This window comes from Balneicella halophila (genome assembly GCF_003096835.1).
Lineage (GTDB): Bacteria > Bacteroidota > Bacteroidia > Bacteroidales > Balneicellaceae > Balneicella > Balneicella halophila.
The window spans coordinates 437,940-451,508 of the sequence record NZ_QENZ01000004.1; the positions used below are offsets into that span (position 1 = coordinate 437,940).

Below are 13,569 nucleotides of genomic sequence, written 5' to 3' on the forward strand. Positions count from 1 at the left end.
TAAAGATTAATCAGTCAAATATCTAGTTCTAAAAAGTGATAGGAGCTTGAATATTTCTCATGGTACTTACGATACTCCAGCCTGCTAATTTAGAAGTGCTACTAAATATGTCTATTTCAGCTTTGATAGTATCACTTGACAGTTCTATAATATGTTCATCATCTTTAAAATCAGGAACAGAATGTACAGAGACATCAAGTTTCTCGGTACCTACGGAAGCTAAAGCAGTGGCAACCGCCACATTAATTCCTGTGGGCAATAATTCAATAGCTTCTTTCGCATTACCTCGAAATACTTCTCGTTTTTCTTTTTCTAATTTTTTATCGTAGAGATCCAACTTCTTTAATCGGTGTGCACCTTTAATAGAAGTAAAAGAAACCTCACAGTCCTCAAATAATGAAGCCGTGCGAAGTATATCTAAACCACCAATAGCACCCGAAGCTATATGGATACGCGTATTATACTTTTCTGCAGTCTGTTTCATCTCGTTTTTAAAAGTATCATCAGAAAAAGCTCCTATAGATAGAGTTATGATTGAGGAACCGTTCTTCAAAGCATTGATTCCCCAATTTTTCAGTGAATTAGGAGTTGCAGTTTCAACGATATATTTAGGTTTTAACTGAAATAATTCGTCTATAGTTTTACAGGGCTTGCATGCATAATTTTCGACATTATTATTTACTCTAGTTGCAAGTTTTTCTGCACTATTAAAGGTTCTAGAATAGCAACCAATAAGTTCGTATTCAGGGAGCATATTGTCAATGAGTGCATCAACAACAATATTTGCTAATTTGCCACAACCGATGATTGCAAAAGTATGTGTTTTCATTATTGTGTTTTTTTAATAAAAAAGTAATGATTACTTTAATTGGTTCAGAATATCTAATAGTGCCACTCGCAAACCTTCTAATATTGTGGGATGATAGAATGGAGTCTTTAGCAACTCAGTTACCGTTAGCTTATGAGTAATTGCCATTGCTAAAATATGTGAGATGTATTCAGCATCTGGAGCTACCATACTTGCTCCTAGAATTTCACCAGACTTTTTATTTGCATAAATATGTATAAGTCCGCAGTTAACACCTTCTATTCGACTGCGTCCTTGTTTTTCAAAATTAAACTTTCCGATAACAAAATTATCTTTCCCTAGTTCATACCTAATATTATCAATATGTGCTCCAACCTGAGCTATTTGAGGTTCGCTGAACACGATTGATAAAGGTGTCAATGGCTCAAACGTTGGTTGGTCTTTGTCTTGTAATAAGGAAGCGATTACTTTTCCTGCATTTTTACCAACATAGCTTGCCAAATGCAGTATAGGAGTATGTGTACTTGTATCACCAGCGATGAATATAGTAGAATCAGCAATTTGACCTGTTTGCTTGTTTACATGAATGGGTTTTTTATCATCATCAAGCTCGACAGCTAAATTTTCAATGCCCAATTCATCAAGAACATGGTGACGACCAGTAGCTATCAAAACTTTATCGCCTTGCCAAGTTCGCTCTTGATTTTTATCATCCGTGAAGTATAGAACAGCTTGTCCATTTTCACGATCAACATTTGTTATTTTACTGTTGAGGTGCATGGTAAGTTCCGTGCCTATACAATCTATAGCTTTCTGATTTATGGTTTTGTCTGTAATTCCCGCAATCTTAGAAGTCCGATTCAACAGAATAACTTCAACACCGAGTCTATTAAATGCTTGGGCTAGTTCGATACCAACAGGTCCAGCACCTACTATAGCCATTTTATTTGGCAAATCTTTCATCTCAAATATAGTGTCAGATGTTAGTAACATACTGCCTAATTTATCACTAAATTGTTCTGGGATAACAGCTTGTGTTCCTGTGGCTATTATCAAATACTTGTATTCAATAATCTCCTCATTAACTTGAATGAAGCGCTCTTTAATGATTGAAGCTTTACCCTCTATTTTCTTATTTTCATCCCAATCTTCTATGGCTTTTTTCACAGATTTTGTGAAATGATCTCGCCCATTTTGTATCCTTGCCATCACCTGTGTCCCCTCAATGTTTGATTTTTGACTAGTTCCAATGCCAAACTCTTCAGATTGCAAGGCATGAAAAGCTCGCTCAGCACCAGCAATTACTAATTTACTTGGCATACAACCCACTGTAGCACAGGTTGTCGTCCAATATCCTTTATTAATTACAACAATATTATCCGTTATTTTATTTATTTGCTCAAAAGCCGATTGACCTGCAGTCCCTGCTCCAATTATAGCTACATCTACAGTGCGAGTTGGTTTCATATCATTTCCATATTTTCAGATTAAAGATAAGACTTTTGCATATATAAATCAAGGAGAAAAATGTTATCCATATTTTATGTGTTAATTAATTTTATTAACAATATTACAGGGATTTAAAATTTGAAATATAAGTTATTCCTGTATGGGTGTTTGTTTATTAAAACTATATTCTTTGTATATTTGGCAGATATTAGGTGCTCTATTTAATTGAGTTACTTACGACATATTCAAAAATTACTATGGAAGAACGAGTTAAAGTAGCTATTACTCAAGGCGATATTAATGGCATTAGCTATGAAATTATACTAAAATCATTTAAGGATAAATATCTTTTTAATCTTTGCACACCTATACTTTATGGCTCTCCAAAAGTCTTAGCGTATTACAAAAAAGTTTTAAGACTTGAGAGAATTCCTCACAATACAATCCGTCATACTAGTGAGGCGCAGGCTAACCAAATTAATGTGATCGACTGCAATGATAATGGAATTAAAGTGGAACTCGGACAAGCGACTAAGGAAGCAGGGATGGCTGCATTAGAAGCTTTGGAAAGAGCGACCAATGATTTGAAAGATGGACAGCTAGAAATCTTGGTTACAGCTCCAATCAATAAAGATACTATACAGTCTGATGATTTTAAATTTCCAGGACATACAGAATACCTGACCCAACGATTTGGTGTTGAGGATACTGTTATGTTAATGGTGCAAGACAATTTGCGTGTAGCTGTTGTTACAGGACATATTCCGTTAGGTAAAGTAGCTGGTGAGATTACGAAAGATAAGGTGTTCCAAAAACTACGAGCTTTAAACAAAGCGTTAATCTACAACTTTGGTATCAGAAAACCTAAGATTGCAGTTTTAGGGTTGAATCCACATGCTGGTGATGCCGGTTTACTAGGCAATGAAGAGATTGAAATATTGCAACCTGTGCTCGAAGATGCCAAAGCGGAAGGCATCTTAGCCATGGGACCCTATCCAGCAGATGGCTTTTTTGGAAGCGGTAGTTTTTCAGGATTTGATGCTATTTTAGCCATGTATCACGACCAGGGATTAATTCCATTTAAAACTCTAGCAAATAAAGGTGGTGTGAATTTCACTACAGGATTACCTATTGTGCGAACGTCGCCAGCTCATGGAACAGCTTATGGCATTGTAGGAAAGAATGAAGCCTCTGAAATTTCGTTTAAAGAAGCTATTTATGAGGCAGTAGCAATATATGAAGAGCGAAGTTATCATGAAGAGTGTAGAGAGAATTCCTTGAAACCTAAAGAAAGACCACAGCGAAAGTCATATAGACCCAAAATTACTTAAAGATGTACGAATATATTTCAGGGAAACTCATTGAAATTACACCCACATATCTCGTTGTGGATGCAAATGGTATTGGTTATAGAACACATATTTCTTTAAATACCTATACATCATTTCAAAATAAAAATGAGGCTAAAGTTTATATCCATCAAGTGGTAAAAGAAGACAGTAATGAAATGTTTGGCTTTGCTGAGAAAGCTGAGCGCAGTATGTTTTTATTGCTTATTTCTGTTTCGGGAGTGGGTGCAGCTACGGGCTTAATGATGCTCTCTGCTATGGGGCTTAATGATATCAAAGAAGCAATAGCTTCGGGTGATGTAGCAGTATTGCAGAGTATAAAAGGTATTGGTGCTAAAACTGCACAACGAATTATTATTGACTTGAAAGACAAGGTGGTGAAATTAGAAGGTGAAACTTTCACATCAACAAGTGCGGGCGTTCCAAAAAGTCAGGAAAGAGAAGAAGCTATCGCTGCACTGCTGATGCTTGGATTCAAAAAGAACATCGTAGAAAAAGCGATCAATAAAATTATAAAAGCCCAACCAGATGCATCGGTTGAGGAGATTATTAAACTATCATTAAAACAATTGTAAGTGCCAAGACATTTTACTATATTGATTTTGTGCCTATTGTGTTTTCCTATTGTTGCAATCTCGCAACAAGAAGAAGAACTGCCAATAAATAAGAAATCACCATTTTATATTAAAGAGAATGAGGAGGCTACTAACGAGCAACTGCCTTATGTGTTTGAAGATGACAACGATAATACCGTAGCTGAAGAAAAAGATCAATCTCCACTGTTCTTGTCAACCCCAGAGAATGTAGCTACTAAAGTGGTTTATGACCCTGAGACTAAAAGCTACTATATCATGCAAAAAGTGGGCGACCAATGGTACCGAAGACCACGCGCACTATCTTTTGAGGAATACCTGAAATTTGATATGGAAAAGTCAAAAGAGGACTTTTGGTTTCGCAGAGCACGTGATGAACGCCAACAGTATCAATATCGTTTATTGCCAGGGAAAAAATACGAGAAGGAAGATTTTATTCAAAAAATATTTGGTGATGGTACTATTGCTTTAAGTGCTAAAGGTGCTGCTGATATAAAAATGGGATTACGTTTTAGAAAAGTTGATAATCCTGCCATTCCAGAGCGGTATCGAAAACATACCAGTTTCTTTATGGATCCCAAATTCCAAGCTTCTATTTCTGGATCTATAGGTGATGTGTTGAACCTAGATATTAATTATGATACTGAAGCAACATTTGATTTCAATAATAAAACAAAATTAGCCTATGATGGTAACGAGGACGATATCATTCAAAAAGTGGAAGCTGGGAATGTATCGTTAGACTTGCAAAATAGCCTGATACGAGGAGGTAAAGACCTTTTTGGAGTGAAAACAGATTTGCAATTTGGTAAATTATATATGACCACGGTGTTTTCACAGCAAAAGGGTGAGATGAAAACCATTAATTTAGATAATGGCGCTCAAACTAGAGAATTTGAGGTAGATGCAGTAAACTACGACGAAAACAGACACTTCTTTTTATCAAAGTATTTTAGAGATAACTATAATAAAACAAACGCCACTTTACCAGTATTTCGTACTGATATAAATGTGGTTAGAGTTGAAGTCTGGATCACAAATGTAACCGTAAACTATGAGCGTGAGGAGTTGAGAAACTTGATGGCATTTGTTGATTTGGGTGAAAATCAGTCAAATATTTCTAACCCTTATTTTTCTCAAACCGGTAGTTTTACAGCACCTTCAAACGAAACCAACTCACTATATCCCTTACTGAATTCAACCTACAGCGGCGCTAGAGATATCAATACCGCCAATTCAACATTATCGGCAATTCCTAATTTCTCAGAAGGTGTGGATTTTGTGAAATTGGAAACTGCACGCAAACTGGATGATTCGGAGTTCACTTTTCATCCTAAATTAGGATACATCTCCTTGCGAATGCCTTTGCGAAATAATGAAATTGTAGCTGTTGCTTATGAATATATTAAGGGAGGTGAATCTTACCGAGTAGGAGAATTTACAAATTCTGGACCTGCGACGCCCCAAAATTTATACGTAAAGCTACTGAAAGGTACATCAACTTCACCAAATTTACCAACTTGGGATTTAATGATGAAGAATATCTATAGCATTGGTGCTAGTAATATATCTCCTTCTGACTTTATGTTAGATGTTGCCTATAAGAATGACAAAGCGGGTAGTTTACCTTTAAACTACATCGAAGAAGGCGATATCGCAGGAAAACCTTTGTTGGAAGTCTTAAATTTAGACAGACTCAATAGTCAGTTAGATCGTCATCCTGACGGCATGTTCGACTATATCGCGGGCACCACCTTTATTCCTGAAAGAGGTTTGGTTATTTTCCCAGTATTAGAGCCTTTTGGTGAAGATTTACGTAAAGCGATAGGCGATGAGAATATTGCTGATAAATATGTCTTCGAGGAAATATATACGCAAACTCAATCTCAATTAATGCAGCGACCATCTAAAGATAAATTCCAATTGCTGGGGACTTTTACTGGAGGTGAAGGCGGTGATATTAACCTAGGTTCATTTAATATTCCTCAAGGTTCAGTTAGAGTTTATGCTGGCTCACGATTGTTGAGAGAAGGTTATGACTATATTGTTGATTATATGACCGGGAAAGTGAAAATCATCAATCCCGCATTATTAGAATCATCTATACCCATACGTATAGATACGCAAAATAATTCACTATTTGATTTAGCAACAAAAACCTTAGTAGGTACGGATATGACCTATCGGTTTAATGATAACTTCTACTTGGGAGCAACGGCGATGTATTATAAAGAGCAGGCGTTGTATTCCAAAGTAAATATTGGGGATGAACCTGTCGCTAATTTCATGTGGGGACTTCATGGGGGTTATAGCACAGAGTCTAATTTCTTGACTCGTATGCTTAATAAATTGCCATTCTATAAAACTAAGGAGAAAGTCCTATTTGATGTGAAAGGAGAATTTGCACAATTAATGCCTGGGCATAATAAATTGATTGGTGATGAAGGCAATGCCTATATTGACGACTTTGAAGGAAGTAAACAAATAATTGATTTGCGAGCATCACGCTTATGGTTTTTGGCTAGTACGCCAGGTAAGCAACCAGCTGTATTTCCAGAGGCTGAGAAGTATGATAATTTAGAATATGGATACAACAGAGCTTTGCTGTCATGGTTCATTATAGATCCATTGTTCCATAATTCTAATTCGCCAGTAGCTGCTCAAGAACGTTCTAATTCTTATGTACGTAAAGTGCGAGAAAGTGAGTTATTCCCAAATCAGCAAATGCAAGCGGGAACCTCTAATCTTTCGCAAGTACTAACCTTACATTTCGATCCATCAAAACGGGGTCAATACAATTTTGATGCATCAGGAGTGACTGGAATTTCAGCAGGTATTGATGCAGAAGGAAATTTAAAAAAGCCAGAAACACGTTGGGGAGGGATTATGAGGGAAATGCCTGTGACCGATTTTGAAGCATCTAATGTAGAATATATTGAGTTCTGGCTACTTGATCCATTTATTGACGAACCGACTAGTAATGGGGGAGATCTTTATTTTAACTTTGGAGATATTTCAGAAGATATCTTGAAGGATTCTCGTAAGGCTTTTGAAAATGGATTGCCAACTTCAGAAAATGATTATAAAGTTGATACCACTGTTTGGGGGCGTATTTCTAAGATACAGTCAGTCGTTAATGCTTATGATACGAACAGTATCGATGAACAAGACTTAGGTTTAGATGGTTTGAATAATGAAGACGAATTGGCACACTTTAAAGCTTATTTAGACGAAATTGCCAATCTGCCTGGTCTAGGTGTGGGCTCACAAGCTTACCAAAATGCTATGGCAGACCCGGCTAATGATGATTATATTCATTTTAGAAGTGAAGACTATGATGCGCAAAATGCAAATATCATTGAGCGCTATTATAGATTCAATAATCTTGAAGGTAATGCTCGTTCAGACAATACGGCTTCTAAATTTAGTACTGCATACACCACTCTGCCTGATGTAGAAGATATTAATAAAGATAATACCCTGAATGAAGCAGAGAATTATTTCCAATATCATATTCCATTAGCCCCTAAAGAATTGAGTGTTGGACGCGGTTTCATTACAGACATGATGACTATTAATGCACCTTTGGCAAATGGAACTATCTCACAAGAGAATTGGTACCAGTTCAAAGTGCCATTGAAAGAGTTTGAAGCTATTTATGGAAATGTCTCAGATTTCCGCTCCATTCGTTTCATGCGTATGTATATGCGTGGTTTTGCTCATCCGGTAACATTGAGATTTGCTCGCCTAAACTTGGTGAGAGACGATTGGAGACGCTATGAATATTCATTGGAAGAAGGAAAAGAAGGAAATCCACAAACAAATACAGGCACTGCTTTTGATGTGTCGGCAGTTAGTCTAATTGAAAATTCTAGACGAGAGCCCATAAATTATGTAATGCCCCCCAATATTAAAAGAGTGATTGACCCATCAAGGCGACAAGCACGAGAATTGAACGAGCAAGCATTGCAATTACGAGTAGAAAATCTAAAAGACGGCGATGCTCGTGCAGTTTTAAAGAGACTAAGAATTGATGTACGTAGATACAAACGTCTAATCATGGATGTGCACGCAGAGCAGGTAAGGAATATCCCATTATCTGATAATGCAACGACAGTCTTCTTGCGAATGGGGTCTGATTTCACAGATAACTATTATGAATATGAAATACCATTAAAATTGACTGCTCCTGGTAGATATAGCGACAGTAATATGGATAGAAAAGCCGTATGGCCTGATGCCAATCGTATTGACTTCGAAATGGAGTTGTTAAAGCAAGTAAAGCTGATGCGAAATCAAGAGCAATCCTCCTCAGGCAGTATTGACTATGCTACGAAATATACTCGCACATTACCTGAGCTGAAAAACAATTATGATGCAGGTCATGCTGGTGATAAAATTAGTGTAAAAGGAAATCCTAACCTGATGAATTTAAGGTCAGTGCTTATTGGTATCAGAAATCCAAAAGACAATGGTGGCGATGAGAGTGTTGAAGTATGGGTCAATGAATTGCGTGTGGCAGACTTTGAAAATGATGGAGGTTGGGCAGCAAATTTAAATATGACGACTCAACTTTCTGATTTGGGTGCGCTCTCATTCTCCGGACAAATGATGACCGCTGGTTTCGGTTCCATAGAAGAGAAATTAAACCAACGCTTGCAAGAGGATGTGATGCATTACGATATCGCTGCAACTTTGGATTTAGGAAAATTATTACCTGAAAAGGCAAGATTACAAGTGCCAATGTATTATAATTTTTCTGAACATAAAGAGAAACCAAGATATAATGAATTAGATCCTGATATAGAGTTAGACAGAGCTATTGATAATGCTGTTTCGCAAGAACAAAAAGATAATATTGAAAACGCTTCAGAAACTTACATTAAAACTAAGAGCTTCAGCCTAACTGACGTGAAAGTGTTGCCTAAAGAAGACCAAAAGATCAAACCTTGGAGTCTGACAAATTTTTCAGCTACGTATGCGCACAATGAGATTTCTCAGAGAGATCCTATTCGTTCACATGACTTTGAAGAAAATTACCGAGGTGTTTTAAGGTATGACTATTCACCAACACCTAAACCAGTGGAGCCCTTTAAGAACTCGCGCTTCTTAAGTACGAGATATTATAAATTGATAAAAGATTTCAATTTCTATTACTTACCTTCCAGAATTTCTATTCGTTCTGATTTAAATCGTCACTATCGAAGTATCATGCGGAGAAATGTGATTAGCAGCAATTTTATCTCTACACCTACATTTGATAGTGATTTTATTTGGAACAGATATTATGACATTGATTACCCGTTGACGAAAAGCTTAAAAATGAGCATCTCGGCAATAAATATGTCAAGAATAGAAGAAGATTATGTTCGAGATCAAAATGATTTGTATGATGTATGGAAAGGTATTATTTGGGATAGTTTCCGTGATGGTGGACGAACGGTGAATTATAACCACAGAGTAAACTTTGACTATCAACTGCCCATAAATAAAATTCCTTTTATGGACTGGATCAAAGCCAATGCCGGTTATGGAGCAGAATATCGATGGAATGCGGGACCCGACCTAGGTGATGAAGAATTAAATATTGGGAACCAGATAAGTAACCAACAGATGTTACGACTAGATGGAAATATCGACCTAGTGCAACTATACAACAAATCTGACTATTTACGCGCACTGAATCAGGAGCTCAGCGGTCGGAAAGTTTTGAGAGGGAAAACAGAGCGTAAGACATATGAGCAAAGAGTTGATGTATTTAAACCGAATAAAGGAAAACTGATTACTCATAACTTCGGAACCAAAGCTGTGTCGCTGAAAGTGACAGACGAAAATGGAAAAGTAGTACGTGCTTCAAAAAAGATTGTTAATAACAACCGAATACGAGTAACGGTTTATGATACTATCGTAAATGCAAAAATAGAATTGAAAGGTACGGTAGTGGCTAAGCGCCCGGTAATGAATCGAGTAGGTGAAGGATTTTTGAAAGTCTTGATGGGCATTCGTAATATTAAGTTGGAATATGACCGCACTAAGGGAACAATGTTGAGTGGTTTCACTCCGGAACCTTCTTATTTTGGATTGAATGATTTTAGTTTTAACGGAGCTCCGGGAATCGGTTTTGTTTTAGGCAAGCAGGATGAAGGCTTTTTAGAAGAAGCGGTGAACAAAGATTACATATTACGAGATAATATTGTCAATGAACCGTATTTAATGACAAAGCAGGAGCGTTTTACGATTCGAAGTACCATAGAGCCTATCCGTTCATTAAGGATAACGTTGAATGCTACTAGAGAGTATTTTGATAATAATAGTCAATATTACAGTTTTGATGATAAAGGAAACTTCTCAATGGGACAGCTATTTCGAACAGGAAATCTATCGATGTCTTATTTAAGTTTGAAATCTTCATTCTTTAGTATAAGTGACCGAAGCACCTACAATTCTACATCTTTCCAAGACTTCTTAGATGCTCGTAAAGGAGTGTCCGAGCGACTAGCAAAAAAATACTATGGTAATACTTACAAATCAAAATTAAATACCGAAACAGGATTTTATGATGGCTTTGGTGGAACAGCTCAGGATGTTCTCGTAGAGTCTTTTCATGAGGCTTATGGGGGCAAACGCAAGGGCTTATTACCAAGCATCTCACAAATTATGCCTAACTGGAAAGTTTCATATTCAGGGTTAAATAATGTTCCGATAATTCAAAGATTATTCAAGCGTGTGAACATAGATCATTCATACCAAAGCAGATATAGTGTGGGTGGCTACACAACTAATCTGGATTATGATGGTACAGAAGTTTTTAATAATAGAGGAGATTTAGTGCCTGAGATTGAGGTGAACTCTATCACTATTGATGAGCGTTTTGCGCCATTAGTAGGGATAAAAATGGAATGGCAAAATAATTTAACAACCAATGTAAGTATTAACCGAGGTCATTTAATGCAACTAAATGTAGGTAGTGGCATGCTCAACGAAAGTGCAAACAACGAATGGGTTTTTGACTTTGGCTATCGTTTTGAAGATGTAAATCTATTTATAGGGCGTAGCGCAAAGAGTCGCAAGTTTAAAAACGACTTACGTATCTTGGCAGGATTCACATTGAGGAAAGATTACACCATTCTTCGTCAACTATTTGATGGAGAAAGCCAGTTGACATCAGGACAAGAATCATTCCTATATAAGTTAGCAGCAGATTACGCTTTGAGTGATCGATTAAATCTTAGATTATTCTATGACAGAACGGTTCGTAACCCTTATGTATCCCGTTCGTTCCCAACCATCGTGTCGAATGTAGGCTTTAGTGTTCGATTCAATTTTACTGACTTTGAGAAAGAATATCGTCCTTTTGTGAGTCAAAGGAAGCGGAGAGTAGCAAAAGTACAAGATTAAAAAAAGAGAGGCTGAACAATGCATAACGAAAAATTTCCGTCTATTTTATTAGAACAAGCTGTTAATCAGTTTGCGCAATTGCCGGGTATAGGAAGGAAGACAGCACTTCGCCTAGTTCTTCATTTATTAAGACAGGAAGAGAGTCGGGTGTTTTCTTTAACCGAAGCCTTAAACCAATTGGTGCAAGATGTTTGCTATTGTAAAGAATGCAATTCTATTTCTGATGAAGAAATTTGTCCAATATGTGCTAATGAAGACAGAACAGGAGAGATACTGTGTGTAGTAGAGAATATCCGTGATGTTTTATCTATAGAGAATACGCAACAATACAAGGGGAAATACCACGTTTTAGGAGGTATTATTTCACCAATGGATGGGATAGGACCATCTGATATTGCGATAGATTTATTAGTAGATCGAGTGAAAAAAGGAGGAGTTAAAGAAGTTATTTTAGCATTAAGTACTACAATGGAGGGAGATACCACTAATTTTTATATCTTTAGAAAGTTGAAACCTTTTGGTGTCCGCCTTACAACATTGGCTAGAGGTGTGGCATTAGGAGATGAATTAGAATATGCTGATGAATTGACATTGGGTCGGTCTATCAAGCACAGAACTTTATATGAAGAAACACTAACGACTTAACGATATGAGTAAAAGAGATATAAAACTTCCTGAGATGGGAGAAGGTATTATTGAAGCTACAATCACTCAATATTTGGTAGCAGTAGGTGATACTGTTGAAGTAGATACACCGATTTTAGAAGTAGCGACTGATAAGGTTGATAGTGAAGTATTGTCACCGTTTGAAGGAACTATTGCAGAATTATTGTTTGAAGAAGGTGATGTCGTTCCCGTTGGCGATGCAGTAGCTAGAATTGAGACAGAAGGAGGGGAGAATGTAAATTCAGAAGACAAGAAAGAAAGTGAAGAACCTAAGCAAGAATCTGAGGAAAAACAAGCAGCTCAGAAAAAAGAAAATACAAAGTATTCACAATTTATTTCGCCAACTGTGAGAGCTTTGTTGCAACAACATGATTTGCCATTGGGTGTCTTAGATGAAATAGAACCAACAGGAGCAGACTATCGCATAACTAAGCAAGATGTAGAAAATTATATTGCAGAAAATAATTTAGCTTCTGAATCTAAATCAAAAAAAGAATCTGAGAAAAAAACCGAAAAAGAACCCAAAGAAGAGCCCCAAAAGACTTCATCAAAAAAAGTAGAAAAACCAGTTCCTAAATTAACCGTAGGAGAGAATGATGAAGTGGTGGAGATGGGACGTATGCGTAAATTGATTGCCGAGCATATGGTGGATTCTCTAGCTACATCGCCACACGTAACCTCTTTTATTGAAGCGGACTTGACAAATATGGTCAATTGGCGCAATAAAGTAAAGAAAGAGTTTCAAGAAAAATATGGTCAGAAACTCACATTTACAACACTTTTTGTCGAAGTTGTAGCTAAAGCAATCAAGAAATTCCCTATGATAAATATCTCCGTTGATGGTGATAATATTATTAAAAGAGGAAATGTCAATATAGGTATGGCGACAGCCTTGCCTGATGGAAATTTAATTGTTCCTGTTATTCATAAAGCTCATCAACTTAATATAGTTGGCATTGCAGAGCAAGTTAACACTTTAGCCGAAAAGGCACGTAACAACAAATTAGCTCCGACAGATATTAAGGGAGGGACATTTACGATAACGAACTTAGGTGCATTTGATAGCTTAACAGGTACACCTATCATAAACCAACCAGAGGTTGCCATCCTTGCCGTAGGAGCTATCAAAAAGAAACCTGCTGCTGTACTTTCTGATAACGGAAATTATGGAGTAGGGATTAGAGATATAATGATGTTAGCTATGTCATATGATCATCGTGTTGTAGATGGTGGTCTAGGTGGGAATTTCCTGAAGGAGGTTCGTGATCAACTCGAAAATTTTGATGTTAACAGAAGCATTTAGTCT

The 13,569-nt window shown here is 36.8% G+C and carries 7 protein-coding genes; 5 read left to right on the forward strand and 2 right to left on the reverse strand.

Annotation, left to right across the window (positions count from 1 at the left end; translation table 11 throughout):
- Positions 1-28 precede the first annotated feature (28 nt).
- On the reverse strand, positions 29-829 hold the full coding sequence (locus C7377_RS06905) for an aspartate dehydrogenase domain-containing protein (protein ID WP_116496598.1): 801 nt from the start codon (positions 827-829) through the stop codon (positions 29-31).
- 30 nt (positions 830-859) lie between these two features.
- On the reverse strand, positions 860-2,275 hold the full coding sequence (locus tag C7377_RS06910; RefSeq protein WP_116496599.1) for a dihydrolipoyl dehydrogenase: 1,416 nt from the start codon (positions 2,273-2,275) through the stop codon (positions 860-862).
- Between the two features lie 239 nt (positions 2,276-2,514).
- Between C7377_RS06910 and pdxA the strand changes: the two genes are divergently transcribed.
- Genes pdxA through C7377_RS06935 form a run of 5 tightly spaced genes read left to right on the forward strand, consistent with a single transcriptional unit; the run spans position 2,515 to position 13,566 of the window.
- Positions 2,515-3,588, forward strand: coding sequence for a 4-hydroxythreonine-4-phosphate dehydrogenase PdxA (pdxA, locus tag C7377_RS06915; protein WP_116496654.1), 1,074 nt, complete (start codon positions 2,515-2,517; stop codon positions 3,586-3,588).
- A 2-nt stretch (positions 3,589-3,590) separates the two neighbouring features.
- Complete coding sequence (gene ruvA / locus C7377_RS06920) at positions 3,591-4,181, forward strand: Holliday junction branch migration protein RuvA (protein WP_116496600.1); 591 nt, start codon at positions 3,591-3,593, stop codon at positions 4,179-4,181.
- A complete protein-coding gene (gene sov, locus C7377_RS06925; RefSeq protein WP_116496601.1) occupies positions 4,182-11,597 on the forward strand; it encodes a T9SS outer membrane translocon Sov/SprA in 7,416 nt (2,471 codons plus the stop codon).
- Between the two features lie 18 nt (positions 11,598-11,615).
- Positions 11,616-12,242: a recombination mediator RecR gene (gene recR / locus C7377_RS06930; RefSeq protein WP_116496602.1), complete on the forward strand. Its 627-nt coding sequence runs from the start codon at positions 11,616-11,618 to the stop codon at positions 12,240-12,242.
- A 4-nt stretch (positions 12,243-12,246) separates the two neighbouring features.
- Positions 12,247-13,566, forward strand: a complete 1,320-nt coding sequence (locus C7377_RS06935; RefSeq protein ID WP_116496603.1) for a dihydrolipoamide acetyltransferase family protein — start codon at positions 12,247-12,249, stop codon at positions 13,564-13,566.
- The last annotated feature ends 3 nt before the right edge of the window (positions 13,567-13,569 follow it).

Coding starts and splice junctions, on each gene's coding strand:
- C7377_RS06935 (WP_116496603.1), top strand. CDS start 12,247: ATGAGTAAAAGAGATATAAAACTTCCTGAGATGGGAGAAGGTATTATT.
- pdxA (WP_116496654.1), top strand. CDS start 2,515: ATGGAAGAACGAGTTAAAGTAGCTATTACTCAAGGCGATATTAATGGC.
- recR (WP_116496602.1), top strand. CDS start 11,616: ATGCATAACGAAAAATTTCCGTCTATTTTATTAGAACAAGCTGTTAAT.
- C7377_RS06910 (WP_116496599.1), bottom strand. CDS start 2,275: ATGAAACCAACTCGCACTGTAGATGTAGCTATAATTGGAGCAGGGACT.
- ruvA (WP_116496600.1), top strand. CDS start 3,591: ATGTACGAATATATTTCAGGGAAACTCATTGAAATTACACCCACATAT.
- C7377_RS06905 (WP_116496598.1), bottom strand. CDS start 829: ATGAAAACACATACTTTTGCAATCATCGGTTGTGGCAAATTAGCAAAT.